Origin of the sequence: Trinickia fusca (genome assembly GCF_003628145.1) — a bacterium.
Taxonomy (GTDB): domain Bacteria; phylum Pseudomonadota; class Gammaproteobacteria; order Burkholderiales; family Burkholderiaceae; genus Trinickia; species Trinickia fusca.
Genome location: NZ_RBZV01000008.1, coordinates 67,518 through 92,324 on the forward strand (window position 1 = coordinate 67,518; position 24,807 = coordinate 92,324).

General features: G+C 64.2%; 24 protein-coding genes. 13 read left to right on the forward strand and 11 right to left on the reverse strand.

The features are described from left to right. The first annotated feature begins 25 nt into the window (after positions 1 to 25). The gene (locus tag D7S89_RS18200; protein WP_245983036.1) at positions 26 to 391 is read left to right on the forward strand and encodes a c-type cytochrome; all 366 of its coding nucleotides are present in this window, start codon (positions 26 to 28) and stop codon (positions 389 to 391) included. A 23-nt stretch (positions 392 to 414) separates the two neighbouring features. Here D7S89_RS18200 and D7S89_RS28185 read toward each other — a convergent pair whose 3' ends face one another. Beyond that, the gene (locus D7S89_RS28185; RefSeq protein WP_281273151.1) at positions 415 to 825 is read right to left on the reverse strand and encodes a LysR substrate-binding domain-containing protein; all 411 of its coding nucleotides are present in this window, start codon (positions 823 to 825) and stop codon (positions 415 to 417) included. Between D7S89_RS28185 and D7S89_RS18210 the strand changes: the two genes are divergently transcribed. Continuing rightward, positions 760 to 2,508: a tetratricopeptide repeat protein gene (locus tag D7S89_RS18210; protein WP_121279884.1), complete on the forward strand. Its 1,749-nt coding sequence runs from the start codon at positions 760 to 762 to the stop codon at positions 2,506 to 2,508. The two genes, D7S89_RS28185 and D7S89_RS18210, sit on opposite strands and share 66 nt — an antisense overlap. Positions 2,509 to 2,514: 6 nt before the next feature. Here the strand turns inward: D7S89_RS18210 and ftrA are convergent, their stop codons facing one another. Further along, complete coding sequence (ftrA, locus tag D7S89_RS18215) at positions 2,515 to 3,477, reverse strand: transcriptional regulator FtrA (RefSeq protein ID WP_121279588.1); 963 nt, start codon at positions 3,475 to 3,477, stop codon at positions 2,515 to 2,517. Between the two features lie 100 nt (positions 3,478 to 3,577). On the opposite strand from ftrA, the gene D7S89_RS18220 reads away from it, so the two are divergent. Further along, the gene (locus D7S89_RS18220) at positions 3,578 to 4,018 is read left to right on the forward strand and encodes a rhodanese-like domain-containing protein (protein ID WP_121279589.1); all 441 of its coding nucleotides are present in this window, start codon (positions 3,578 to 3,580) and stop codon (positions 4,016 to 4,018) included. 1 nt (position 4,019) lies between these two features. On the opposite strand, the gene dapA is transcribed toward D7S89_RS18220, so the two are convergent. The 3 genes from dapA to D7S89_RS18235 all read right to left on the reverse strand — a co-directional run bounded on the left by dapA (position 4,020) and on the right by D7S89_RS18235 (position 6,759). Beyond that, positions 4,020 to 4,877: a 4-hydroxy-tetrahydrodipicolinate synthase gene (gene dapA / locus D7S89_RS18225; RefSeq protein ID WP_121279590.1), complete on the reverse strand. Its 858-nt coding sequence runs from the start codon at positions 4,875 to 4,877 to the stop codon at positions 4,020 to 4,022. 400 nt (positions 4,878 to 5,277) lie between these two features. Further along, entirely contained in the window at positions 5,278 to 6,006 is a 729-nt protein-coding gene (locus D7S89_RS18230) for a hydrolase (protein ID WP_220702175.1), read from the reverse strand. Positions 6,007 to 6,063: 57 nt separating this feature from the next. Next, on the reverse strand, positions 6,064 to 6,759 hold the full coding sequence (locus tag D7S89_RS18235) for a pirin family protein (RefSeq protein WP_121279591.1): 696 nt from the start codon (positions 6,757 to 6,759) through the stop codon (positions 6,064 to 6,066). Positions 6,760 to 6,931: 172 nt separating this feature from the next. On the opposite strand from D7S89_RS18235, the gene D7S89_RS18240 reads away from it, so the two are divergent. From D7S89_RS18240 to D7S89_RS18250, 3 genes are all read left to right on the forward strand, one after another. Beyond that, on the forward strand, positions 6,932 to 7,852 hold the full coding sequence (locus D7S89_RS18240; protein ID WP_121279592.1) for a LysR family transcriptional regulator: 921 nt from the start codon (positions 6,932 to 6,934) through the stop codon (positions 7,850 to 7,852). A 118-nt stretch (positions 7,853 to 7,970) separates the two neighbouring features. Continuing rightward, complete coding sequence (locus D7S89_RS18245; protein ID WP_121279593.1) at positions 7,971 to 9,263, forward strand: aspartate carbamoyltransferase; 1,293 nt, start codon at positions 7,971 to 7,973, stop codon at positions 9,261 to 9,263. Positions 9,264 to 9,454: 191 nt separating this feature from the next. After that, positions 9,455 to 10,039 (forward strand): nucleotidyltransferase family protein, encoded by a 585-nt coding sequence (locus D7S89_RS18250; RefSeq protein WP_121279594.1) that lies wholly within the window; start codon positions 9,455 to 9,457, stop codon positions 10,037 to 10,039. Positions 10,040 to 10,052: 13 nt separating this feature from the next. Here D7S89_RS18250 and D7S89_RS18255 read toward each other — a convergent pair whose 3' ends face one another. After that, the gene (locus tag D7S89_RS18255; protein WP_220702176.1) at positions 10,053 to 11,069 is read right to left on the reverse strand and encodes a zinc-dependent alcohol dehydrogenase family protein; all 1,017 of its coding nucleotides are present in this window, start codon (positions 11,067 to 11,069) and stop codon (positions 10,053 to 10,055) included. A 140-nt stretch (positions 11,070 to 11,209) separates the two neighbouring features. Here D7S89_RS18255 and D7S89_RS18260 point away from each other — a divergent pair, with 140 nt between their 5' ends. From D7S89_RS18260 to D7S89_RS18270, 4 genes are all read left to right on the forward strand, one after another. After that, on the forward strand, positions 11,210 to 12,133 hold the full coding sequence (locus D7S89_RS18260; RefSeq protein WP_121279595.1) for a LysR family transcriptional regulator: 924 nt from the start codon (positions 11,210 to 11,212) through the stop codon (positions 12,131 to 12,133). Between the two features lie 112 nt (positions 12,134 to 12,245). After that, on the forward strand, positions 12,246 to 12,401 hold the full coding sequence (locus tag D7S89_RS27510) for a hypothetical protein (RefSeq protein ID WP_183085260.1): 156 nt from the start codon (positions 12,246 to 12,248) through the stop codon (positions 12,399 to 12,401). A 277-nt stretch (positions 12,402 to 12,678) separates the two neighbouring features. Further along, positions 12,679 to 14,220, forward strand: a complete 1,542-nt coding sequence (locus tag D7S89_RS18265; RefSeq protein ID WP_121279890.1) for a methyl-accepting chemotaxis protein — start codon at positions 12,679 to 12,681, stop codon at positions 14,218 to 14,220. Positions 14,221 to 14,447: 227 nt separating this feature from the next. Then, positions 14,448 to 16,169: a peptidoglycan D,D-transpeptidase FtsI family protein gene (locus D7S89_RS18270; protein WP_121279894.1), complete on the forward strand. Its 1,722-nt coding sequence runs from the start codon at positions 14,448 to 14,450 to the stop codon at positions 16,167 to 16,169. Positions 16,170 to 16,178: 9 nt separating this feature from the next. Here D7S89_RS18270 and D7S89_RS18275 read toward each other — a convergent pair whose 3' ends face one another. The 3 genes from D7S89_RS18275 to D7S89_RS18285 all read right to left on the reverse strand — a co-directional run bounded on the left by D7S89_RS18275 (position 16,179) and on the right by D7S89_RS18285 (position 19,162). Then, positions 16,179 to 17,312, reverse strand: a complete 1,134-nt coding sequence (locus tag D7S89_RS18275; RefSeq protein WP_245983043.1) for a GGDEF domain-containing protein — start codon at positions 17,310 to 17,312, stop codon at positions 16,179 to 16,181. Between the two features lie 111 nt (positions 17,313 to 17,423). After that, positions 17,424 to 17,954: a hypothetical protein gene (locus tag D7S89_RS18280; protein WP_121279596.1), complete on the reverse strand. Its 531-nt coding sequence runs from the start codon at positions 17,952 to 17,954 to the stop codon at positions 17,424 to 17,426. Continuing rightward, positions 17,951 to 19,162, reverse strand: coding sequence for an AAA family ATPase (locus D7S89_RS18285; RefSeq protein ID WP_220702177.1), 1,212 nt, complete (start codon positions 19,160 to 19,162; stop codon positions 17,951 to 17,953). Before D7S89_RS18285 ends, D7S89_RS18280 begins: the two co-directional genes overlap by 4 nt. 339 nt (positions 19,163 to 19,501) lie before the next feature. Between D7S89_RS18285 and pdhA the strand changes: the two genes are divergently transcribed. The 3 genes from pdhA to D7S89_RS18300 are packed head-to-tail and all read left to right on the forward strand — an operon-like array spanning position 19,502 to position 22,696. After that, the gene (pdhA, locus tag D7S89_RS18290) at positions 19,502 to 20,602 is read left to right on the forward strand and encodes a pyruvate dehydrogenase (acetyl-transferring) E1 component subunit alpha (RefSeq protein WP_121279598.1); all 1,101 of its coding nucleotides are present in this window, start codon (positions 19,502 to 19,504) and stop codon (positions 20,600 to 20,602) included. Continuing rightward, positions 20,595 to 21,578, forward strand: a complete 984-nt coding sequence (locus D7S89_RS18295; RefSeq protein WP_121279599.1) for an alpha-ketoacid dehydrogenase subunit beta — start codon at positions 20,595 to 20,597, stop codon at positions 21,576 to 21,578. The genes pdhA and D7S89_RS18295 overlap by 8 nt, the downstream gene beginning before the upstream one ends. Continuing rightward, complete coding sequence (locus D7S89_RS18300; RefSeq protein WP_121279600.1) at positions 21,575 to 22,696, forward strand: dihydrolipoamide acetyltransferase family protein; 1,122 nt, start codon at positions 21,575 to 21,577, stop codon at positions 22,694 to 22,696. Before D7S89_RS18295 ends, D7S89_RS18300 begins: the two co-directional genes overlap by 4 nt. 90 nt (positions 22,697 to 22,786) lie before the next feature. Here D7S89_RS18300 and D7S89_RS18305 read toward each other — a convergent pair whose 3' ends face one another. Together D7S89_RS18305 and D7S89_RS18310 are read right to left on the reverse strand one after the other, a co-directional pair. Beyond that, entirely contained in the window at positions 22,787 to 23,194 is a 408-nt protein-coding gene (locus tag D7S89_RS18305; RefSeq protein ID WP_121279601.1) for a DUF3224 domain-containing protein, read from the reverse strand. Positions 23,195 to 23,275: 81 nt separating this feature from the next. Next, positions 23,276 to 24,577: a UDP-N-acetylglucosamine 1-carboxyvinyltransferase gene (locus D7S89_RS18310; RefSeq protein WP_121279602.1), complete on the reverse strand. Its 1,302-nt coding sequence runs from the start codon at positions 24,575 to 24,577 to the stop codon at positions 23,276 to 23,278. Between the last annotated feature and the right edge of the window lie 230 nt (positions 24,578 to 24,807).

Here is a 24,807-nt window from a genome sequence, read left to right on the forward strand (position 1 = left end):
CGTTCTCGCGGCAGTCGTCGTTGCCGTGATCGGCAGCCGCTATTTGCCCGCATCGGCGCAATCGCAAACCGCAAAGCAAACCGAACGAGTACCGCCGGTACGGTTCGCGGCGGTCGATGTGACGCTGCCGTCTGGCGAAACCGTGTTTCCTCCCGGCAAGGGCTCGGAGATTGCGAATGCCAACTGCGTGATTTGCCATTCGACGGGCATGGTATTGCGGCAGCCCGCGCTGACCGTCGACGAGTGGCACGCGGAGATCGACAAGATGCGCAACGCGTTCGGCGCCCCCATTCCCGCCGATCAGGTGGACGAACTCGCCCACTACCTCAGCACCATCAATGGACGCAAGCTTGACGGGGGACCGTCCGGGGTCGACCACCAGGCAAACTGAATCGTTGCCAGCCTGACGCTGGCCTATTGCGGCAGCGACGCGGCCGTACTTGCGAACATCTGCGTCGCCAACGTACGAAACGCCCGTGCGCTGGGGCTCAACGTGCGTGACTGGCGCCAGATCATGTTGAGCTCGCGTTCGATCTTCAGGTCGTGCACCGGCAGTTGCACCAGGACACCGGCGGCCAGTTCCTCAGCCACGATGTGGCGCGACACCCAGGCCACGGCGTGATCGGGCCGGCAACGCGCTGCGAGCGACGCGTCGATTCCGGCGAGCCGGGCCGTTTGAGGGATAATCGGCGCGATTCGCCCTACCCGGCGCTCGCTGCGCCGGGGCAACTCGTCACTTCTCGCTGCCTCCGATCGTTCATGAGCAAGTCCGGCCCTTCGCGACAACTCGACAATCTGCTGCAACAAGCCGTCGCGCTTCAGCAAAACGGTGCAATCGCCGATGCCGAGGAGCTCTATCGCGAGATTCTCGCCCAGCGCCCGCGCCACTTCGACGCGCTGCAACTGCTCGGCGCGCTGTCATTGCAAACGGGACGCCTCGCCGAAGGCGTCGCACTGCTCGAGCAAGCGGTCGCGATCAACGCCACGCAGGCGCCCGTCCACTCGAACCTCGCGTACGCGTTGAACGCGCTCCATCGTCACGAACAGGCTTTGAGCGCGGCCAATCGCGCGCTCGCGCTGAAGCCCGGCTTCATCGATGCGCTGAACAACCGCGGCAATGCGCTCGCCGCACTGGCGCGTCCGCTCGATGCGCTCGCGAGCTTCGAAAAAGCGCTGGCCGCCCAGCCGCAATTTGCCCAAGCATGGAACAACCGCAGCTGCGTGCTGCGCGATCTCGGCCGCCCCGACGATGCGCTCGCCAGTTGCGACCAGGCGCTCGCGCTGCGCCCCGACTACGCCGAAGCCTGGAGCAATCGCGGCAACGCGCTCAGCGATCTGAACCGGCCGCTCGACGCGCAGGCGAGTTACGAGCGCGCGCTGTCGCTGTCGCGCGAGTTCACCGATGCCTGGAACAATCTTGGTCTCACCTACGTCGACCTGAACCGCCATGCCGACGCGCTCGCGAGCTACGACAAGGCACTCGCTCTGGCACCCGATGCCGCGGAAACGCATTGGAACCGGGCACTTTGCCTGCTGCAAATGGGCGAATTCGAAGCGGGCTGGCGCGAATATGAGTGGCGCTGGGCGCGCGCGCGCATCAAAGCCGGCAAACGTGCTTTCGATCAACCGCTATGGCTCGGCGACACACCGCTCGAAGGCAAGACGATTCTGCTGCATGCCGAGCAAGGGCTCGGCGATACCCTCCAGTTCTGCCGCTATGCCTCGCTCGTCGCACAGCAAGGCGCGCGCGTCGTGCTCGAAGTGCAACCGGAGCTGATCCGATTGCTGGCCAATCTCGAGGGCGTCGACCTCCTCGTGGAAGCGGGGCAGCCGCTGCCGCCGTTCGATTACCACTGCCCGTTTCTGAGCCTGCCGCTCGCACTACGCACGACGCAAGCCACGATTCCCGGTAACACGCCCTATCTGTTCGCCGATGCGCAAGCCTCGCAGCATTTCGCGGCGCGTATCGCAGCGCTCGACGGCTCGCGGAACGCGCTGAAGGTGGGGCTCGTCTGGGCCGGCGGCAATCGGCCTCACGTACCCGAGCTGCGCAAGAACGATGCGCGCCGTTCGCTCGCGCTCGAGCAGCTCGCACCCATCCTCGACTTGCCCGGCGTACAGTTCTTCAGTCTGCAAAAGGGCGCGCCCGCGCAGCAGTTGACGGCCATGCACGAGCGCCACGCGGCGAGCCGGACTATCGTCGACTGGACCGACGAGCTGCACGATTTCGCGGACACCGCCGCGCTCGTCGACAACCTCGATCTCGTGCTTTCCGTCGATACGTCCACCGCTCACCTGGCCGGCGCGATGAACAAGCCCGTGTGGATCCTGAACCGGCTCGATACGTGCTGGCGCTGGCTGCTCGAACGCAACGACAGTCCCTGGTATCCGAGCGTGCGCTTGTTCCGGCAGCCGACACTCGGCGATTGGGCGAGCGTCATCAACACCGTCGCGCACGCGTTGAACGCATTGAGCGAGCGTCCCACTTCGCACGGTAGCGGCAGCTAGCGAGCGCTACGCGGCTTTGGTCGCGAAGCGTCGCCGATATGCAGCCGGCGTCGTCTTAGCCACACGCCGAAAGTGCCGGCGCAACGATTCCTCCGACCCGAAGCCTGCGCGCTCGGCCACTTGCTCGATCGACAACCGCGGCCGCGATTCGAGCATCTCCTTGGCGAGCGCCACGCGTTCGCGAATCAACCATTGATAAGGGCCCAGCCCTGTCGCCTCGCGAAACTGCCGCTGCAACGTGCGCGCACTCATGGCTGCGCGCTCGGCCAACGAAGCCAGCGTGTGCGAAGCAGCCGCATGCGTGCGCATCCAGTCGATCAGCTTTGCCACACGCGCGCCTTCGTCGGGCGGCATCGGACGCGGCACGAACTGCGCCTGGCCACCGTCGCGATGCGGCGCGACGACGAGCCGCTGTGCCACGCGATTGGCGATCGCGCTACCGTGATCGCGACGCACGAGGTGCAGCAGCATGTCGAGCCCGGCCGCCGACCCGGCCGACGTGATCACGTTGCCTTCGTCGACATACAACGCATCGGCCGCCACGCGCAGCGACGGATAGCGCGTGCGCAACTTTTCCGCGTAACGCCAGTGCGTCGTCACAGTCTTACCGTCCAGCACGCCGGCTTGCGCGAGCACGAACACGCCCGAACAAATCGAAGCCAGCCGTGCGCCACGCGCGGCCGCCGCTCGCAGCTTGCGCAGCAGCGGTTCGGGCGCCGCTTCGTCAGCATCGCGCCAGCCCGGAATCACGATCGTCTGCGCGCGGTCGAGCAGTCTCAGCGAATAAGGCGCCTCGACGGTAATGCCACCGGCCGCGCGAATCGGGCCGGGCTCGGCTGCGCAAACGCCGAAGCGGTACCACTCGCGGTCGAGTTCAGGGCGCGGCAACGCGAACAGCTCGACGACGCAGCCGAATTCGAATGTGCAGAGACGGTCGTATGCGACCGCCACGACGAGATGATTGTGCATGGCGCGATGTTACCGAAACTTGACGATTGCGCCACTCCTGAAAGATCGATCCGAACGGAATAATGACGACTCCGACAACCACCCTAAACGAGCATCGACCATGACCACGCCCTCCGCCGTGACCGCCGTTCCTGCAGCCGACAGTACGACCGCGCTCGAGCATTTCGAAGCATCGCTGCGTTTCGAAACCGATTGCTCCGATGTCCATAGCGCCTTCGCATCCGGCTCGGTCGACTTCGTGTTGCTCGACGTGCGCAGCCCTGCCCTGTTCGCGCAAGGCCATGTCCCCGGCGCCGTCAACCTGCCGCACGGCAAGATCATCATGTCGAAACTCGCTCACTACGCACCCGAGACAGTCTTTGTTACCTACTGTGCCGGACCGCACTGCAACGGCGCGACGCGCGGTGCGATCCGCCTCGCGAAGCTCGGTCGGCCAGTCAAGGTGATGATCGGCGGCATCACCGGTTGGCTCGACGAAGGCTTTGCGCTGCAAACGGCCGACCACGCGGCCGATGCAACGCCGAGCAGTCAACGCGGCTAACTCAGCGCGCAACCCACTCCGCCAGTTTCCGGGTAAGCGCCTCGCTTGCGCATGTCATCGGCGCGCGCAACTCGTTGGCGATCCACCCTTGCGCCGCAAGCGCGGCCTTCACCGGTGCGGGATTCGTCTCCGACGTCAACGTGTGCACGAGCGGTGCCAGCGCATGAAACAGCGTGCGCCCTTCTTCGAGACGCCCGTCGGCCAGGGCACGATGCATGGCGACGAAGCGCTCCGTTTCCAGATGCGCCGTCGCGGCAATCGCGCCCGCGCCGCCCATGCACAGCGTGCTGAAGATCTCGTTGTCGTTACCGGCCAGCACTTGCAGCCGGCCATCCAGAATCAGTGCGAGCGTGGTCTCGGGGGAACCCGCGCAGTCCTTGATACCGACGATGCGGGGATGCGCGGCGAGCGTCAGCAGCGTCTCGAGTTCGAGTTTGACGCCCGTGCGGTAGGGGACGTCGTAGAGCAGGATCGGCTTGTTGCTGACATCGGCCAGCATCGTGAAGTGCTCGACGAGTCCAGCTTGCGACGGCCGGACGTAGTACGGCGCCGGGACGAGCAATCCCGCAATAGGTAATTCGTTCAAGCGCAGCACGCGCTCACGCAGCACCACACTCTGGTTGCCTGCAACACCGACGACCACGGGCGTCTCCTGTGCCTCGCGCAGAATCGTCGTGAGCACGGCATCCTGCTCGTCATCGGTGAGCGCACTGGGCTCGCCTGTCGTGCCTAGCGCCACGAAGCCCGCGACACCGGCCTTACGACAGTGTGCAATCAATGCGGCTAGCGCGGCGTGATCGACTACGCCGTCAGCAAACGGCGTGACAAGCGGAATCCAGATACCGGAAAAACTCGACATGCACCACTCCTCGAAAATGACCGATTCGTCATCCGTCAGGCGTCGAGGGGGCAAAGTGGTAGGCGGCTTCTTGCTGTCCCGTCGGGCGTCCGACGGCAACAGCGCGCCGGTCAGACGTGCGACTGTTTTTTGGCTTTGGAAACGGCGCAGACCATCGCGCGCCCGATCAAGAGCGACGACGTACGCGTGGCGATGCTGGGTTGAAAGCGTCCGATTTCCATTCGCAAGAGTGTACCGGCCGCGGGCGATTCGCTCCAGCACAATTTCTTGACTTCCGTCGAAGCATTATTCAGTGTGCTTTACTGACGCGCGAAAGGCGGCGCATCAACCTTGCTAGCGCCGCCCGCCGTTACCACCATCACTCGTGCGCCACAGAAACCAACGACGACGCTTCGCTCGATTATTGGCTCGACATCGCGCGCTTATAGAACATGCCGAGTCCCATTGCGCCCACGTGGTTTTTGATGATGCCGCTGACCGCGCCATGCGTGACGTCCTGCGTCCAATCCGCCTGCAGTTCAAGCAGCACCGGCAGCCACGTGATCGGAACGGCCCCGGCCTGGACCAGGCGCTGCACCGCGCGCTCGTGCGACTCCGCATCCATGTCGCCGCTCGCATCCGTCACGACGTAGACTTCGTAGCCCTCTTGCAGCGCCGCCAACGCGGGCAGCATCACGCAGTTGTCGGTCCACAGGCCGGCGATGATGAGCTTCTTGCGCCCCGTCTTGTGAATCGCATCCCGGACGCGCTCGTCTTGCCAAGCGTTGATGCGCGTGCGATCGATCACGTCGACGCCCGGCGCGGCAGCTGCGATCTGGGGGAATACCGGGCCACCGTACGCCTTCGAGGTGACGGTCGTGATCACGGTCGGAAGCTTGAATGCCTGCGCCGTCTCCGTCAACGCCACGGCATTGTTCACCAACGTGTCGATGGAAATCGACTGCGTGGCGAACACATACTGCGGCTGATAATCGATCAGCAGCAGCGCGCTGTTTTCAGGGGTCAACTGGTCGTACACGGGCTTTGCGGGTGTTGCGGCCTGCGTCGCCGAAACGCCCGTTGCGCTCAAGAGCATGACGGTCGATACGATCGCTGCGGAAAAATGCCTTTTAAGCGTAGAGAACAGCATGGTTAGCCTCATTGTTGGGTTATTCGAGTTCGATACGTAGGTGAAAAGAAGCCACGTTCAGCGGAGATCGAACAGCAGAATCTCGGCTTCGTCGCTGGATTGCAGGCGTAGCTCTGCTACGCCCTCTATCTGCGCGCCATCGCCGGCACAGAGCGTTTCTTCATTGATGGTCAACGCGCCGCGCAGCACATGCACGTACGCGCGGCGTTGCGGCGCGAGGACGTGGCGAATCGCGTCGTTCCGCACGATGGACGCATAGATGCGGACGTCCTGGTCGACTTGCAGCGAACCTTCGTTGCCGTCCGGCGATGCGATCAGGCACAACCTGCCGAGCTTCGTTTCGCGTGAGTAGTGCTGCTTCTGGTAGGCCGGCTGGCTGTCGCGATGGGCCGGCGCGATCCACCACTGCACGTGATGCTCATGCTCGGTGAGCGATGGATTCATTTCGCTATGGACGATGCCGGTGCCCGCGCGCATCAAATGCACGTCGCCATACGACAGCGTTTCCCGGTTGCCCAGGGAATCTTCGTGCTCGACTTCCCCTTGCAGCGGAAACGAGAGCACCTCGACGTTATCGTGCGGGTGGGCGGCAAAGCCCTTCGTGGGGGAAACGATGTCGTCGTTGAGCACGAGCAGATCCGAGTAGCCCCGACGAGCCGGGTTCCGGTACGAGCCGAATTCGAACGAGAATTGGGCATCGAGCCAGTCGTTGCGAAACGAGCCACGTTCATGCGATCGATGGATGGTCATCATGTGCGCCTCTCCAAGTAATCAATGCGCTCGATATTGAAGGCGGCCATCGCTAAAATCAGCTCCTTTGCGCGATTTGATTGTTCGCGTGGAAGCATCAATCGGATGTTGATCGGCTGCCCGCCCGACGCGGGTATGACGGTTTAGTCACGCGATAACCAAGGAGTTCGATCCAGTGGACAACCTCACTTCCATTGCCGTCTTCAGAGCGGTCGTCGATAGCGGCTCCTTTGCGGGTGCAGCCGACATGCTCGGCATCGCGCGCTCGGTGGTCAGTCGGCGGGTCAGCTCGCTGGAGGCGGAAATGCAGACCCGGCTGCTGCATCGCACGACCCGCCGGATCGCCTTGACGGAAGCCGGCCAACGCTTCTATGGCCGCGTGAGCGAGGCGCTGGATGCAATCGAGGAAGCACGGAACGAAGTTGGGTCGCTGCGCGACGAACCCAGTGGAAAGCTCGTGGCAAGCGTGCCGATGAGCTTCGGGCTCATGCATGTGCTGCCTGCCATGCCAGCCTTTCGAAGAAGGTTTCCGAAGGTCGAATTGGAGCTTCGCTTCGACGATCGGCAAGCGAACTTGCTCAAAGACGGCGTGGACATGGCGTTGCGCATCGCCGATTTGGCGCAGTCGTCGCTGGTGGCACGACGGCTTGCGAAAGTGCGGCACGTGGTGGTCGCATCACCGTCGTATATCGCCAAATACGGGGCGCCACAACATCCGTCCGACCTTGCGGAAAGAGAGTGCCTTGTCTATACGCTGCGATCGTCGCCGCGTCGATGGCGGTTTCGCCAGGGCGATATCTGTCAAGACGTGGACGTACGCGGGCATTTCGAGGCCAACAATAGCCTTGCGCTACGCGAGATGTTATTCGCCGGCATGGGCATCGCACACGTGCCGCTTTATTTAGTCGCCCATGACCTGCAGAACGGGCAACTCAGCCCCCTGCTCGAAGACTGGCAGACGCATGACCTCGACTTGTGCATCGTCTATCCGACGAGAAAGCACGTCGCACGCACCGTGCGGGCGTTCATCGCCTTCATGGAAGACCGGATAGGCAACCCGCCCTACTGGGAGAAAGCGATCGACGGGCGGCGGTAAAGCGTCGTGGAAGTGGAGGCAGGTGCGGTGCCGAGGTAGCCGCGCGCGAGGATGCTTGACTTCCGTCGCCGACGAATTAATATACGCACCGCGTATAACCATTCATGAGGCGACGGCGATGAGCGTTCCCCAGCAAGCCTTCCTACGCGACGCCATGCGCCGCATGAACATGACCCGCGATGCGTTCGCGAACCGTATCGGTGTCAGCCGGCGCGCGCTCGACACGTGGCTGTTGCCTGACGATTCGCAGGAATCGCGCAGCATGCCCGAGATCGTCGGCCGGTTCGTTTCCGAAATCGTCACGCACGTCGAACGCGAATCTAACTATACGCAACGCGTACACACCCCTTCATTAGCCAGCCAGATCCTGTTCGAAGGCAAACCGCAATTGCTGTCGGTCGATCAGTTCTCGCGCGACGCGGTAGAAGCGCTCTTCAGCGTGGCCGACATCATGCAGCCGATCGCGCGTCGCAAGAAGATTTCGCGCGTGCTCGAGGGTGCCGTGCTCGGCAATCTGTTTTTCGAAGCGAGCACGCGTACGCGCGTGTCGTTCGGTGCCGCGTTCTGCCGGCTCGGCGGCTCCGTATGCGACACGACCGGCTTCACGTTCTCGTCGATGGCCAAGGGTGAATCGATCTATGACACCAGCCGGGTGATGAGCGGCTACGTCGACGCGCTCGTCGTGCGGCATCCCGAGCAAGGCTCGGTCGCCGAATTCGCTCGCGCGACGAACCTGCCCGTCATCAACGGCGGCGACGGTCCCGGCGAACATCCGAGCCAGGCGTTGCTCGATCTATATACGATTCAGCGCGAGTTCTCGCGGCTAGGCAAGATCGTCGACGGCGCGCACATTGCGCTCGTCGGCGACCTCAAGTACGGCCGCACCGTGCATTCGCTCGTCAAGCTGCTCGCGCTCTATCGAGGCATCAAGTTCACGCTGATTTCACCGCCGACGCTCGAGATGCCTGCCCATATCGTCGAGCAGATCTCGCGTAACGGACACGTCGTCGAGGAAACGCATGATCTCGCGACAGGCTTGCGCGGCGCCGACGTCGTCTATGCCACGCGCATCCAGAAAGAGCGCTTCACCGACGAATCGTTCGAAGGCTATACGCCCGAATTCCAGATCAACCAGGCGCTCGCCGATACCGTGTGCGGTCGCGACACCTTGATCATGCACCCTCTGCCGCGCGACAGCCGCCCCGGCGCCAACGATCTGTCGGTCGACCTCAACCACGATCCGCGGCTCGCGATCTTTCGTCAAACCGACAACGGCATTCCAATCCGCATGGCGATCTTTGCGGTACTGCTCGGCGTCGAGAACCACGTGCAGCATTCGATGCGCGACGCGACGTGGCAGCCGCCCGCCTACCTCGGCCCCGACGACGCGATCTTTCACGGCATCGATTGAAATCTAGGCTTGTTCGTAGGATTGGTCGCGCCCGGAACCAACGGCTTCGGGTAAACGAAGCCATTTGTTCTACACCGCACAGACTTCACAGACTCGACTGCGCGTTCCCGCACCCACATCGCCAATTCGCCCTTGCAACGCCGCAATATCGCATCGCACAATCGCCTGCATCTCCTTAGCGGAAAGCCTCGATGACCTATGCCTCGTCCGCCACCGGTCTGCTGCTCGCTGCGGGACGGGGCACGCGCTTCGATCCGCATGGCTTCAGCAACAAGCTGCTTGCGCCGCTGGCCGACGGCACGCCCGTTGCGCGCGCCGCTGCACATCAACTGCTCATGAGCGTGCCGCGCGTGATCGCGATCGTGCGTCCAGGCGCCGAAACGCTCGCGCACGTGCTCAACAACGCCGGATGCGATGTCATTTTCTCGAGCGACGCACTGCGCGGCATGGGGGCGAGTCTCGCAGCCGGCGTGCGGGCGAGCCACGACGCCGAGGGCTGGATCGTCGCGTTGGCTGACATGCCATGGATCGCAACCTCGACGATCGAGGCCGTCGCGCAACGGCTCGACGCGGGGGCCTCGATCGTGGTGCCCGTCTATCGCGGACAACGCGGACACCCCGTGGGCTTCGGCGCCATACATAGCGATGCGCTCGCCGAGCTCGACGGCGATACCGGCGCGCGCAGCCTGTTGTCGCTTCATGAAGTCACGCCGGTCGACGTCGACGATCGCGGCATTCTCGCCGACGTCGATACCCGCGAGGATCTTCGCGGTTGAACGAGGCTCGGCCTTAGGCCCCGACCTTCACGACGAGCTTGCCGAACGCGCCGCGCTCGAGATGGGCGACCGCCTGCGGCAACGCGTCGAACGCGTAGACCTCGTCGACGACGGGCTTGATGCCGACGACGTCGACGGCACGCACGAGCGCCTCGAATGCACGTCGATGTCCGACACCGATCCCTTGAATGACAGGCCGCGTCAGGAACGACGGAATGCTCGGCAGCGTCATGTTCGGCTGATCCAGCAAGCCGATCAGCGAAATGCGCCCGCCTTGGCGCAGCGCGCGCAGCGACGCGCCGAGATTGTCGCCACCCGCGAGCTCGAAGATGTGATCGGCACCGCGCCCTTGGGTCAGTTCGCGCACCACGCGATCCCAGTCGGGATCGGTCGTGCGATCGATCCCGTGCGTAGCACCCAGTTCGCGTACGCGCCGCAGCTTCTCGTCGCTGCTCGAGGTCACGATGACCTGCGCGCCATGTGCGCGCGCCAGTTGCAGCCCAAATAGTGCGACGCCGCCCGTGCCTTGCACGACGACGGTCTGCCCCGCATGCAGCGCACCCTGCTCGATCAGGGCGAACCACGCGGTGACGCCCGCGCACGGCAATGTGCTGGCCGCGACGGCATCGAGCGTGCGCGGCGCATGCACGGCCCAATCCTCATGCAGCACGACGTATTGCGCGAGCACGCCCGGCAGTGCCCCGCCGATCACGCGCGCGTGCGACGGCCAGTCGCCATCGAGCCACCCAGCCCAGAAGGTGTTGAGCACATCGTCGCCCTCGCGAAAGCGCGTGACCGAGGAGCCCGTGGCCGCGACGACGCCGGCCAGATCGGAGCCGGGCGTGTACGGAAACGGCAGCGACACACCGTGACCGCCGGCGATCACATCGATGTCGCGATAGTTCAACGACACCGCTCCCACGCGCACGAGAATCTCATGCGGCCCAGGCGTCGGCACGCTCGCTTCTTCCAGCTTCAGGTGCTGCGCACCGCCCGGTGCCGTGACTACCCACTGACGCATCGTCTTCATGTTTGCCTCGTTGGATGAATTCAGTGCGAGCAGCTTAGCGACGATCGAATGGAAACAGTGGCGCAGAGTTTTCCCATCGTTGTAGACTTTTTGGCACCAATCCATGACGACGACCGATAACCGGCCGCCACCCAACGACCATGACCGACCGATTGAGCGGCATCTCCGCTTTCGTTCACGCCGCCGAGGCCGGCAGCTTCGCGCTCGCGGCCGAGCGCATGCACCTGACGCGCTCGGCCGTCGGCAAGCGCATCGCGCACCTCGAGGAACGACTGGGCACCCGCCTGTTCCACCGCACGACGCGCAGCCAGAGCCTGACCGAAGACGGCCACGCGTTCTACGAACGCTGCGTGCGCGCGCTGACCGAACTCGAAGCCGGCGAGGCCGCGCTAACAGCGGCACGCCACGATCCGCAGGGACGGCTGCATGTCAGCGTGCCCGTGCTGTTTGGCCGGCGCTGCGTGGCGCCGATCCTGCTCGAGCTTGCCGCACGCTATCCGCGCCTCGAATTGCAGATGAGCTTCACCGACCGCGTCGTCGATCTCGTCGACGAGAGCATCGATCTGGTCGTTCGCAGCGGCCGGCTGCGCGATGCGCCGACGGCACTCGTGGCGCGTTCGCTCGGCGAGCAGACGATGCTGCTGTGCGCAGCACCCGTCTATCTCGCGCGGCATGGCACGCCGCGCACGGTGGCTGAATTGGCGGGGCACCACGGCGTGCTGTATGCAGCCGGGCGACGCGACGTCGTCTGGCCGCTCGCCGACGAGCACGGGACGATGCGCGATGTCGCGATGTCGCACCGTCTGCGCTTCGACGATCTCGAGACGATCGTCGCGGCCGTCAAAGCCGGTGCAGGCATCGCGCGCCTGCCATGCTGGCTCGTGGCCGAAGAGCTGCGCGCCGGCACGCTCGTGAAGCTGCTGCCGCATGCGCCGGGGCCGGGCGTGCAGGTGCATCTCGCATGGCGCCGCACGCGGCACCTGCCCACGCGCATGCGCGTGGCGATCGATGCGCTAGCGGCACAATTGCCGCCGCTGCTCGCGATCAGTACGAGTACGGCGTAAGTCGTCGATCATCGGGCGACCGTGCCTCTCACTCAGCTGCAAGCAAATCTATGCGCAGCACCGCGCCGGATGGCGTATAACAACAGAACCCTCGTTTTTCGCGGAGCAGCACATGGACTATCGCATGCACACCGCGCCGAACCCCGATCCGCTCGCCGATCCGACGCGCGACCCCGAAGGCGAGCCGCTCCTGGTGCCGCCGTCGCCCGGCCATCACAACGACGAGCCCCAGCGGCCCGAGGGCCCACCTGACAAGGATCCCGTCTGACCGGCTGCCTCGCACAGCCGTAGAACTACTCCACTAGCGTTGCGGCCCCTGGTCAAGGCAACGCGTCCCCCCGTGCCGCAAAGCGCACGCGCGGGCACCGGGCTGCGCGCGCGTGCGCCGGAGCCAATGAGCGTCACTTCATACGTAAGTACATAAGGGTTTCCCCCGCTATTCCGGGGTACGACCACGGTCGTTAGAGCACCTGGGCGCGGCCTCTCCCCATACGCATCGCAAGGCCGCTGACTGATGACCCTACGTGAGCTACGCAATGCAAAAAATGACACTGAACCAAAGGCTTGGCTCGATGATCGCGGTGCTGTGGATCGGCCTGATCCTGATCGGCGTGGCCGGCGTCTGGCAGTCTCGCGCGTCGATGATGGCCGATCGACGCGACCAGTTGGTTTCCCTCGTTCAACAAGCGAACAGCATCGTCACGCATTATTACGACGCGTCGCAGCAGCACACCATGAGCGAGGACGACGCAAAGAAGAAGGCGCTCGAGACGATATCTGTCCTTCGCTACGGGAAAGACGGCTATTTCTCCATCAACGATTCGCAGTCCGTGATGCTGATGCATCCGATCAAGCCGCAACTGAACGGCAAGAACTTGGCGGGTTTCACCGACCCGGCCGGCAACCACCTGTTCCAGGACATCGTGAAGGCTGCGCACCAGGAAAACGGTGGCTTCACGAATTACATGTGGTCCAAGCCCGGCAGCGATGTGCCGGTGCCTAAAACGGCGTATGCCGTGCACTTCGCACCGTGGGACTGGGTGGTCGTGACCGGCATGTACCTGGATGACATCAACTCCGCGTTCGTCGACAGCATCCTGCGCTGGGTCGGCGTAACGGTCGTGCTCGGGGTGCTCGCGACGGTGGCGATGGTGCTCGTGCTGCGCAGCGTGCGGCGCGGCCTCGGCGGCGACCTCGAACTCGCGATTTCCACCGCGCGCCGCATGGCGGAAGGCGACCTGACCGCGCGCGTGCCGGTCGCGCACAACGACGACGACAGCCTCATGCACGCGCTCGCACAGATGCAGGTAGGCCTCGCCGACGCCGTGTCGCGCGTGCGGTCCGGCGCCGAGAACATCAACGTCGGCGCGAGCGAGATCGCGGCGGGCAACATCGACCTGTCGCAACGCACCGAACAGCAAGCGGCCGCGCTCGTGCAGACGGCCTCGAGCATGGATCAGATGACGTCGAACGTGAAGCTGAACGCCGACAGCGCTTCGCAAGCCGCACACCTGGCCGAGCAGGCAGCCGACGTGGCCACGCGCGGCAGCAGCGTCGTCGACGACGTGGTGCGCACGATGAACGAAATCACGTCGAGCTCGCAAAAGATCGGCGACATCATCGGCGTGATCGACGGCATCGCGTTCCAGACCAACATCCTGGCGCTGAACGCGGCCGTCGAAGCGGCACGTGCGGGCGAGCAAGGGCGCGGGTTCGCCGTCGTGGCGTCCGAAGTGCGCAGCCTCGCGCAGCGCTCGGCCACGGCCGCCAAGGAGATCAAGGCGTTGATCGAATCGTCGACGAACACGGTCGATCAAGGCGCCGCGCTCGTGGCGAACGCGGGCTCGACGATGGGCGAGATCGTGCAGTCGGTACGCCGCGTCAACGAAATCCTCGAAGAGATCAGCCACGCGTCGCGCGAACAAAGCGCCGGCATCGAGCAAGTCAATCGTGCCGTGGGCGAAATGGACAAGGTGACGCAGCAGAATGCGGCGCTTGTCGAGGAGGCTGCGGCCGCCGCGCAATCGCTGAAGGATCAGGCTACGGTGCTGCGCGAAGCCATCTCAGGGTTCTCGCTGCCGGCTTGAGCTGAAGCGCCCCCCTCGCTCTCCCCTGTAACGGCCGCCGCGTCTCTATCGCGGCGGCCGTTTCTTTTTCTCTGCGTTCCCGCCCACCTCGTCCGGCGCATCGCCAACGCTAACGGCAAGACGACAATTCTTACGTTTTATTTACAATGCACGCTTTGTCGCGCGCGGGTTCGCGCTCGTGCGCATGTTTTGTCGATGCTGCTCAGCTTTGCCGATTCCTACCGATGATGGTCTTCAAGAAGAAACCGCCACGATCCTGCGCCCCGCTTCCCGTCAAACATCCCGTTCTTGCGGCCCGCCTGCCCGTGTGGCGTTCGAGACTCGTGCTGGCGCTGATGTGCGCCGCGTTCGCAACGGTCGCCGCACGTGCCTGTTGGATACAGATCGTCGAACACGACTTTCACGCGGCCGAAGGGCTCAAGCGCTACCGGCACACTGTCGAACTCGAAGCCCGCCGCGGCACGATCGTCGACCGGCATGGCGCGCTGCTGGCCGTCAGCCTCGCCACCCATGACGTGTGGGCCGAGCCGAAACGCGTCGACGCTGCCGCGCGCGCCCCGCTTGCGCAAATACTCGAACTACCGCTTGCCGAGCTCGACCAACGCTTGAACACCGAGCGCGGCCTCGTGCTCGTCAAGCGTCACGTCGATGCGCAGACAGCAAGCCGTCTCGCCAGCCTGAACCTTGCCGGCGTCACGCAAACGGCCACCGCCAGGCGCGTCTATCCCGAGGGCGATGCGATGGCGCACGTCGTGGGCTTCACGGACATCGACGACCATGGCCAGGAAGGTGTCGAACTCGCCGTCGATGCGGCGCTGCGCGGCGAATCGGGCACGCGCGAAGTGATTCGCGACCGGCTCGGCCGCTTTGTCGCCGACATGCGCCCGCGTGTGCCGGCGCGCGATGGCGAGACGGTACGTCTGACGATCGATCGGCGCATCCAACAGCTCACGTACGATCATTTGCAAGCGGCGCTCGCGCAGCATCACGCGCTGGCCGGCAGCGCCGTCGTGCTCGATGCGCGCAACGGCGAAATCCTTGCGCTCGCGAACGCGCCGGCCTTCGACCCGAACCAGCGCACGCGCCGCGCGGTCGACACCTTGCGCAATCGCGCGCTGACCGACACGTTCGAGCCGGGCTCGACGATCAAGCCGCTGCTCGTCGCGCTCGCCATGGATGCCGGCGTTGCAGGGCCGACGACGCTGATCAACACCGCGCCGGGCCGCTATACGATCGGGCCCAACACGATTCACGACACCTCCGATCACGGCACGGTCACGTTGACCGAAGCGCTCGCCAAATCGAGCAACATCGCGCTCGCGAAGCTCGCGCTGTCGATGCCGGCCGAGCGAATCTGGACGCGCTATCAGGAGCATGGCCTCGGCCGCACGCCCGGGTTGCCGTTCCCAGGCGTCGCAGCCGGCACGCTGAGGCCGTGGCAGCGTTGGCGTCCGATCGAACAAGCAACCGTCTCGTACGGCTATGGGCTCTCGACCTCGCTCGTGCAGATGGCGCAAGCCTATACGGTGTTTGCCGGCGACGGCCGACTGCATCGCGCCACGCTTCTGATCGATGAAACGAATGATGGCGCACAGCGCGATGGCCCGCGCGTCACGACGCCTGAGACGGCCGCTACGATCCGCGCCATGCTCGAGCAAGCCGCGAGCACCGACGGCACGGGGCGAGCTGCACAGCTCGCGCGCTACCGCGTCGGCGGCAAGACGGGCACTGCGTGGAAGCACGCGGGCAACGCGTATGCAAAGGGAAAGTACCGCGCGCTGTTCGTCGGCATAGCGCCGATCGATGCGCCGCGCATCATCGTCGCCGTGATGATCGACGAGCCTGCTGGGCGTGGAGTCTATGGCGGCACGGTGGCCGCGCCTGTATTCGCGTCGATCACCGGTGCGGCTCTGCCGCTGCTCGGCGTGCCGCCCGACGCACAAAGCTGACGCTCTGCGTCAGTCGAGTTCCTGCACGCGGTTGCGGCCGTCGTGCTTGGCGCGATACATCGCGCGGTCCGCTTCGTCGACGAGCGCCTGCACCACGCAGGCCGTCTCGCGCGCGTCGCGCACTTCGCCGAAAGACTGCGTCGCAATGCCGATCGACACGGTCAATCGCATCGGCCGATGGTCGTCATCGCGGACGTCGAGCGCGGCGACCGCCTGCCTCACGCGTTCGGCCACCACGCGTGCGCTGGTGCGATCCGTCTGCACGAGCAGCGCGGCAAACTCCTCGCCGCCATAGCGCGCGAGCGTATCGCTGACGCGCAATTGATCGCGTGCGCAACCTGCGACGGCCACGAGCGCACGATCGCCGGCTGCGTGGCCATGCGTATCGTTGATCGACTTGAAATGGTCGACGTCGAAGAACAGCAGCGTGACAGGTACACCGTGGCGCCCCGCGCGCAGCACTTCTTCGCGCAGACGCTCGTCGAAATAGCGGCGATTGGCCAGACCTGTCAGCGCATCGGTCATGCCGAGGCGCTTGAGCCGCTCGCGATGCGCGACGTTGTCGAGACTCGCCGCGACGATGCTCGCGAACCGCTCGAGAATGTCGGTCGCCATGTCCGCTGCGAAGCGTTCGCCATTGCTGCTGCCCATACATAGGTGACCGATTGGCACACCGTCTTGACTGAGCGGCAAAACGATCGCGCTGGCCGGCAAGGGTGCGGACACGTATCCGGCTTGCACCTCATCGTCGGTCGAACGCAAAGCGAACAGCGCGTTAAAGGCATCGCACGCAGCTTGCGCGCTGCCGAGCCAAGGCCTCGATCCTTCACACAAGCGCGCCGCACTTGCACGCGCGCTCGTATCGACCAACAGTTCGGGATGTCCGAATGCGGCCAGCGTTCGCGGCTCGAGCAAATCGCGCAGCGGCAGGCAGGTATCGTCGAGGCAGAGCCGCACCGCGTCGAGCCCGAAATCGCGCGGCAAACGCAAGAAGAGGATATCGAGGAACGCCGCAAAGCCGCGGGCTCCGATCAGTGCCAGTTCGACGTCCTGAAAGCGGCGCAGCGTGCGTTCGTTTTGTTGCGCGTTCTGGACAAGCGCGCGTAGTTGCTCGGTAAAGTCCGGCTCGGGGTGATCTATCACGTTTGAGGGAGTCCGCCGTGGCGAGGCATACGATGCCTCAACGATCGAGATAACGACCGGGACGGAGAAGTCTTGAGGGGGACGCGGAGCAGCGGCCCCGCTATCCTCGGCTTATGAGGGCAGTTGCAAATGGCGGATCATGCGTATGCCTGCCTTTGCCAAACGTTTGGCTTCGGGGCTGTTCTTCAAAATCCTCATCGAACTGCTGAATACCCAGTTGTATGCACTATGCCCTGCTTGCGACGCCGCATCGGTCATCGCACTCAATTCACCAAAGGGCGGTTGGGATAGCTTGTCGTCCAACCATCGCTTCTTCGCAATGACCTCATCGACTCGGCCCGTGCTGTCCGCCCCATGCGGCTCGACCCAGAAGGCGAACTCGTGGACCCCATTCGCTATGCCGAGACCGTAGTCCCAACGCGGCTCACCCGGCTCTGCGGCAACGAAATGCGCGTCCAGATCGACGCTGCCCGTATGCTTCCAGTCTGGCTTGGCCTGGATGCTCGGCCGATAGCGGCCTTCAACAACGCTCATACCCGGCTGCGGCGCGAGGCCTGCTGTCGTAGCGGCAACGGCAAACTTCGAAGCCGCAGCTTTGTTTGCCGGCTTCGCCGAGCCGGTCTTATTGTTGCGCTTGCTCATTCGGTGCCCTTACGCTTCGCAGCCCGTCCACGCGGCTTGCCGCTCTCCCCTGCTTTCGCGGCCTCCCGCGCGCGCTGTCGCTCGTCGGCATCCGCGCGATTGACGGCGTGCGCGACAGTTTGGTTCGTTCGCGAAGCGAAGCTCACGATACCGCCCCACTCGGATTCGTCATGCTGTTCTGCGGTCGGGTCCAACGCGGAAATGTCGCGGACGTCTTGGCCGCGGCCGAAGAAATAGACGCGATAGTCCTTCTCCAGCGCGGACGTTGCGAGCGTCTTTGCGTAAGGTACGGCCGGCAGATGGAAGAGCTCACGAACGTCCGACTCACCAGCACGCAGCTTCTTCAGCTCCTGAACGGCCCACACCATTTCGAGCACGACGGGCGAATGGGTCGACAACACCACGCGATAGCCGCGCCGCAGCAACTCGAGCACGAGCAGCAACACCGCCTGAATGCCTTCCGGGTGCAAGCCCATTTCGGGCTCCTCGATCACGACCCAATCGACCGTCTCCTGCGCGTTCTCGCCTGACTTTCGCTTTTGCGTACTGACCGTGCACAGCCAATAAAGCCCCATCAGCATCGGCGTGAATTCACGCTGCCCTGCCGACCACGACAGGAAGCTCAACGGTGCCTTCTGTCCTGGAACATGCAGTGCAAGGCGCTTCGTAAACTCGCTGTTGTCGAGCGCGAGTCTGTTGCCGCCGAACAAGTGTTTTTGAATGGGTGCTCTCAATGTGTCGTTCAACCGGTTCGACGCCGGGAACAGTTCGCCTTTCGCCGCAAACTCGTTCTGGATCAGATTGTGAACGGCATCACTGAAAGCACGCAGCGCATAGGGATCGCCGAAATTGAACGTGCCGAAGTTCTGCGAGACGCCGCTTGGCAGACTCATCACGCGCTGAGCGGGAATGTAGAAAAGCCGCTCATAACGCGTCTTCTTGCCTTTGCTCGGCTTGGTCAAGTCGAGCAAATCCACGCTCTTGCCGTCAAAGACCAGTGACGACTTGCCCTTCGACCACCCCTCCGAAATGCCCCGGCCAAAGTAGGCGTCGAGAAACGCTTCGGGACGATCGGTAAAGGTCATGTTGTGATGCGCAAACATGCCGTGAATGTGATCGCGATCGATCAGCAGTTTCAGCGTCTGCAGGAAAATGCTCTTGCCGGTCGCCTGCGCCCCCACCATGACCGTGAGGTCACCAAATTGCACGTCCGCCGACTGTATCGGGCCGAAGTGACTCAGCTTGAGTCTGGGGGGCTTCGCCGCTGGCACCATCTGCTCCTTGCGTCTAAATGTCTTTTGTTTGCGGCCCGCATTTTCGAGCGGGCACGGCACTGGCACGTCCACAAATGCCGTGCATTGTAGCGCGGCCCAACCGAGATCCGACCCTCTGTACCAATGCCCGCTCCCCCACGCTGACCGCTCACCGCACCCTTGTGTAAACCGTCAAACGTACTAACGTTCTGGTTACGGGCGAGCGGCGCCCGTGCGAAGCGCGCATGATCCGTGCTTCGGCGTTTGATCGAAGAACAACAAGGACTATCGATCATGACGACGGTCGCGACCTTTCAAATCGAGCATACGCAGTACCTCGATGCCGAGGGCAAACCCACCCAACCGCTGCCCGCGTTCGCCCAAGACCCCGCAGCGCTCGTGCCGCTTTATCACGCGATGGTCCGTACCCGCGCGTTCGATACCAAGGCTGTTGCATTGCAGCGTACCGGCAAGCTCGGCACGTTCGCGTCGTCGGTCGGCCAGGAAGCGATCGGCGTCGGCATTGCTTCGGCCATGCGCGCCGACGACGTCCTGTTTCCGTCGTATCGCGATCACGCGGCACAGTTGCTGCGCGGCGTCACGATGGTCGAAAGTCTGCTCTATTGGGGCGGCGACGAACGCGGCAGCAAGTTCAGCGTCGCGCGCCACGACTTCCCGAACTGCGTCCCGATCGGCAACCAGGTCTGCCATGCTGCCGGCGCAGCCTACGCGTTCAAGCTGCGCGGCGAGCCGCGCGTGGCGGTCGCGATCGTCGGCGACGGCGGCACGTCCAAAGGCGATTTCTACGAAGCGATGAACATGGCGGGCATCTGGCGCGCGCCGCTCGTCATCGTCGTCAACGACAATCAGTGGGCCATCTCGGTGCCGCGCGCGCAGCAATCGGCCGCGCAAACCTTGGCGCAAAAAGCGATCGCGGCTGGCATCGAAGGGCTCCAAGTGGACGGCAACGACGTCGTCGCCGTGCACGCCGCTGCTCGCATCGCGTTCGACAAGGCACGCAGCGGCGATGGCCCCACGCTGATCGAAGCGCTCAGCTATCGTCTCGGCGACCACACGACCGCCGACGATGCGACACGCTACCGCGATCCCGACATCGTGGCGCACCAATGGCTCAGCGAGCCGGTCGTGCGGCTGCGCAAGTATCTGATGCAAGCGGGCGCGTGGGACAAGGCGCAAGAAGAGGCGCTCGGCAAGGCTTGTCACGAAGAGGTCGAAACAGCCGTGCAGGGTTACTTGGCTGTGGCCCCGCCCGGCCCGGCCGCCATGTTCGACCATCTATACGCGAAGCTGCCGCGTGCGCTCGAAGCACAATTGGCGACGGCGCTGCGCTTCGCACCCAATGCGGGATCGGGAGCCGGAGCGCACGATGGCTGAGATCAACCTCGTCGAAGCCGTCAATCGCGCGCTCGCGTACGAGCTCGAACACGACGCGAGCGTCGTGCTGCTCGGCGAAGACATTGGCGTGAACGGCGGGGTGTTTCGCGCGACGCTCGGCTTGCAGGCACGCTTCGGCGCCGCGCGCGTCGTCGATACGCCGCTCGCGGAGACGGGCATTGCCGGCACGGCGGTCGGCATGGCGGCCATGGGGCTACGGCCCATCGCCGAGATTCAGTTCACGGGCTTCATCTACCCCGTGCTCGACCATGTGCTCAATCACGCATCGCGCTTGCGCCATCGTACGCGCGGCCGCTTGAGCTGCCCGCTCGTGATCCGTTCGCCGTGCGGCGCCGGCATTCACGCCCCCGAACATCATTCGGAAAGCCCCGAAGCGATCTTCGCGCATGTGCCGGGCTTGCGCGTCGTGATGCCGTCGTCGCCCGAACGCGCCTATGGCTTGCTGCTGGCGGCGATACGCGATCCAGATCCGGTCATCTTCCTCGAACCGACACGGCTGTACCGGCTGTTCAAACAGAGCGTCGAAGACAACGGCGAAGCGCTGCCGCTCGACACGTGCTTCACGTTGCGCGAGGGTTCCGACGTGACACTCGTCAGTTGGGGCGCGATGTTGCAGGAAGTGCAAGCAGCGGCGGATGTGCTCGCGAACGAAGGCGTATCGGCCGAAATCGTCGATGTCGCCACGCTCAAACCGATCGATATGGATACGATCGTCGCATCAGTGACGAAGACGGGCCGCTGCGTCATCGTGCACGAGGCCGCGCTCGCCGGCGGCCTCGGAGCAGAAATTGCGGCGCAGCTGGCCGAACGCACGTTGTATTCGCTGCTGGCGCCGATCGTACGCGTGGCGGGCTACGACGTCATCGTGCCGCTGTTCCGGCTGGAATCGCAGTACATGCCGAGCGTCGCGCGCATCGTGAGCGCCGTCAGAAGCACGCTCGAGGCGTCGACATGAACATCTTCAAGCTACCTGATCTCGGCGAAGGCTTGCAGGAGGCCGAGATCATCGATTGGCACGTGAAGGCCGGCGATACGGTGGCCGCCGACCAACCGCTCGTCTCAGTCGAAACGGCCAAGGCCATCGTCGACATTCCCTCGCCCCAAGCAGGCCGAGTCGAAAAGCTATTCGGCAGCAAGGGCGACATCGTGCATCTGGGCGCGCCGCTGATCGGCTTCGAAGGAACGGGAACGGAGCAGGACACGGGCACCGTCGTCGGCGAGATGCAAGTGGGCGAACGTGTCGTGCATGAAGCGGCGTCGGGCTTCGCCGGCCTGGCGGACGGCGCACGCGGCGCGACCGCTATCAAGGCCACGCCTGCCGTGCGGGCGTTGGCCCGCAAGCTCGACATCGATCTCGCGATGGTGACGCCCTCGGGCGCCGATGGCATCGTGACCTCCGGCGACGTGCAGCGCACCGCGAAGCTGCTAGCCGAACTGGGCCCACCCGAAGAGTTGCGCGGTGTACGGCGCGCCATGGCCCAGAACATGGCACGTGCACAGAGCGAAGTGGCGGCAGCAACCGTCATCGACGACGCCGACATTCATGCCTGGCCACCCGGCACCGACGTGACGATCCGCCTGATCCGGGCGCTCGTCGCCGGTTGCCGCGTCGAGCCGGGGCTCAACGCCTGGTTCGACGGCCGTGCCGCACGGCGCCATGTGTTGACCAAGATCGACCTCGGCATTGCCGTCGATTTGCCCGACGGCCTGTTCGTGCCGGTGATGCGCGACGTCGCGCATCGTGACGCGACCGACCTGCGTGAAGGCCTGAACCGCATGCGCGACGACGTGCGTGCGCGCAAGATTCCGCCTGAAGAGATGCGGGGGAGCACGATCACGCTGTCGAACTTCGGCATGATCGCGGGGAAATACGCTGCACCGGTCGTCGTGCCGCCAACGGTGGCCATTCTCGGCGCGGGGCGAGTACACGATGCCGTCGTGGCCCAGGACGGTGCGCCCGCCGTCCATCGGATGTTGCCGCTCAGCTTGACGTTCGATCACCGCGTGGTGACAGGGGGAGAAGCGGCGCGTTTTCTCGCGGCGGTGATCGCCGATCTGCAACTGGCGCAGTGACTCTGCACCCTTATTCTTGCGTGGAGGAAGCCGAGAGAATGGTTACCGCATAGCGCCGCAACCATTCGGGAAACAGCGGTTAGTCGACGTTCAGTCGTGGGCCGGCAGCGTGTAATCGAACTGGTAGAAATGCTTGCCGTCGGCGATCGTGATCGTCAGGCCGCCGGCGAGTCCCTTCAGTTCTTCGGTGCCCGAGCCCGGTACCACGCGAATCGATTGCTCGGGCACGCCGCGCGTCATCCACGAACTATGCTGCAGCGCAAAGCTGCCACGCCGGCCGTGCAGCTTGCCCGTGATCACCTCCATCGCGACATACCCCGCGCTGCCTTCCTCGCTACTGCGAAACGCGAGCATTTCGCCACGGCTCACGGCATCGAGATCGCCGTGAAACTTCTTGTCGAGCGACATGCGCCCGATGCCGGTCTGCTGCGCAACGTCACTAATAGGCTGCACATCAATTTTGACGTCGAACAAACCGGCTGCTTGCAATTGCGTCATTGCGTGTCCTTGGAAATGTCGTTTGGAGTCGCGACTATTCGCGACTATAACTGGAACCCCGGCAAAACTGCCCGCCTTCGCTCAATCAGCTTCGGTCCACTCGACATTGGCGCCGACCGAGCGCAGGTTCTCGACGAAGCGCGGATGAGCACGTCGGATCGGCAGCGCATTCGTGATGATCGAGCGCCCTTCGATGCTGGCCGCCACCATCAGCAACGCGATCGCCACGCGGATGATGTAGGGGCTCTCGACTCTGGCGGGGCTCAGCGTCATGCCGCCGAACGTGATCAACCGATGCGGGTCCGACAGGAACACGTGCGCCCCGAACTTCGAGAGTTCGACCGACCAGCCCATCGCGCCGTCGTAGACCTTGTTCCAGAACATCGCGCTGCCCTCGGCACGCACGCCGAGCGCGATGAAGATCGGCAGCAGGTCGACCGGCAGATACGGCCACGGCGCCGCTTCCACCTTCGTCAAGATGTTGGGCGTAAACGGCCGGCGCACGCGCAGCGGCCCGTCGCGACGCGCTTGCGACCAGCCGTCGCGATGCTCCACTTCGATGCCGAACTTCGCGAATGTGCGATCGATCAGCGGAAACTGCTCGGGCGCGCCGTTCTTCACAGCGATATCGCCGCCGGTAATCGCACCCAGCGCGAGAAACGTCGTGATTTCGTGGAAATCCTCGCTGAAGCGGAATTCGCCGCCGCCGAGGCGCCGCCCACCTTCGATACGCAAGTGTGACGTGCCGAGGCCCTCGATCGGCACGCCGAGCATCGCGATGAAACGGCAAAACTCTTGCACGTGGGGCTCCGACGCCGCGTTCACGAGCGTCGAGGTACCCGACGAAGTGGCAGCGCAGAGCACGAAGTTTTCGGTGGTCGTGACCGACGCGTAGTCGAGCCAATGGTCGTTGGCGGCCATCGGCGCTTCGGCGCGCACGATCAGCGAATCGGTGGTGCGCTCGATGCGCGCGCCGAAGCGTTCGAATACTTCGACATGCGGATCGATCTCGCGCACGCCGAGCGTGCAGCCCTTCACATCGTTCTCGAGCCGCGCGACACCGAAACGCGCGAGCAGCGGCGGCACGAGCATGACCGACGAGCGCATTTCCTCGGGCAAGCGGTGCACAGCCGGATCGAAGAACGTGGCGTGGTGATGCAGATCGAGCACGCCGGTCGAGAAGTCGATCGACACGTCGCTGCCCAAGGTACGGAAAATCTCGAGGATCTTCTTGACGTCGGTAATTTCGGGCACGCCGATCAGCCGCAACGGCTGGTCGGTCAACAGCGTGGCGCACAGAATCGGCAGAACGGCATTTTTGTTGGCGGACGGCGTGATCTCGCCGCGAAGCGGCAAGCCGCCGTGTACGATCAGGTTCGACATGTTCGGGACAAAGGCGCAGGTGGGGAGACGCAAAACGAGGCGCATATCATGCCATCGCTGCGGGGCCGGCGGACGAGAAACTTGGCAATGGTTTCCGCAATTGCCAATTTCGATTTCGGCGGCAGATAATCGCTCGCTGTCCGTCATGCCGGGCCGAGCGGGTGTCTGCCGCTGTCGTCTGCGCCCGCGGTCCGGTCGTGCAAAAAGCCTCGGCGCGCCACGCGCGTCGC

What these genes read in the sequence shown, in the direction of transcription:
- D7S89_RS18210 (WP_121279884.1), top strand. Translation starts at nt 760, where the DNA reads ATGAGCAAGTCCGGCCCTTCGCGACAACTCGACAATCTGCTGCAACAA.
- ftrA (WP_121279588.1), bottom strand. Translation starts at nt 3,477, where the DNA reads ATGCACAATCATCTCGTCGTGGCGGTCGCATACGACCGTCTCTGCACA.
- D7S89_RS18220 (WP_121279589.1), top strand. Translation starts at nt 3,578, where the DNA reads ATGACCACGCCCTCCGCCGTGACCGCCGTTCCTGCAGCCGACAGTACG.
- dapA (WP_121279590.1), bottom strand. Translation starts at nt 4,877, where the DNA reads ATGTCGAGTTTTTCCGGTATCTGGATTCCGCTTGTCACGCCGTTTGCT.
- D7S89_RS18230 (WP_220702175.1), bottom strand. Translation starts at nt 6,006, where the DNA reads ATGCTGTTCTCTACGCTTAAAAGGCATTTTTCCGCAGCGATCGTATCG.
- D7S89_RS18235 (WP_121279591.1), bottom strand. Translation starts at nt 6,759, where the DNA reads ATGATGACCATCCATCGATCGCATGAACGTGGCTCGTTTCGCAACGAC.
- D7S89_RS18245 (WP_121279593.1), top strand. Translation starts at nt 7,971, where the DNA reads ATGAGCGTTCCCCAGCAAGCCTTCCTACGCGACGCCATGCGCCGCATG.
- D7S89_RS18250 (WP_121279594.1), top strand. Translation starts at nt 9,455, where the DNA reads ATGACCTATGCCTCGTCCGCCACCGGTCTGCTGCTCGCTGCGGGACGG.
- D7S89_RS18255 (WP_220702176.1), bottom strand. Translation starts at nt 11,069, where the DNA reads ATGAAGACGATGCGTCAGTGGGTAGTCACGGCACCGGGCGGTGCGCAG.
- D7S89_RS18260 (WP_121279595.1), top strand. Translation starts at nt 11,210, where the DNA reads ATGACCGACCGATTGAGCGGCATCTCCGCTTTCGTTCACGCCGCCGAG.
- D7S89_RS27510 (WP_183085260.1), top strand. Translation starts at nt 12,246, where the DNA reads ATGGACTATCGCATGCACACCGCGCCGAACCCCGATCCGCTCGCCGAT.
- D7S89_RS18265 (WP_121279890.1), top strand. Translation starts at nt 12,679, where the DNA reads ATGACACTGAACCAAAGGCTTGGCTCGATGATCGCGGTGCTGTGGATC.
- D7S89_RS18270 (WP_121279894.1), top strand. Translation starts at nt 14,448, where the DNA reads ATGGTCTTCAAGAAGAAACCGCCACGATCCTGCGCCCCGCTTCCCGTC.
- D7S89_RS18280 (WP_121279596.1), bottom strand. Translation starts at nt 17,954, where the DNA reads ATGAGCAAGCGCAACAATAAGACCGGCTCGGCGAAGCCGGCAAACAAA.
- pdhA (WP_121279598.1), top strand. Translation starts at nt 19,502, where the DNA reads ATGACGACGGTCGCGACCTTTCAAATCGAGCATACGCAGTACCTCGAT.
- D7S89_RS18295 (WP_121279599.1), top strand. Translation starts at nt 20,595, where the DNA reads ATGGCTGAGATCAACCTCGTCGAAGCCGTCAATCGCGCGCTCGCGTAC.
- D7S89_RS18300 (WP_121279600.1), top strand. Translation starts at nt 21,575, where the DNA reads ATGAACATCTTCAAGCTACCTGATCTCGGCGAAGGCTTGCAGGAGGCC.
- D7S89_RS18305 (WP_121279601.1), bottom strand. Translation starts at nt 23,194, where the DNA reads ATGACGCAATTGCAAGCAGCCGGTTTGTTCGACGTCAAAATTGATGTG.
- D7S89_RS18310 (WP_121279602.1), bottom strand. Translation starts at nt 24,577, where the DNA reads ATGTCGAACCTGATCGTACACGGCGGCTTGCCGCTTCGCGGCGAGATC.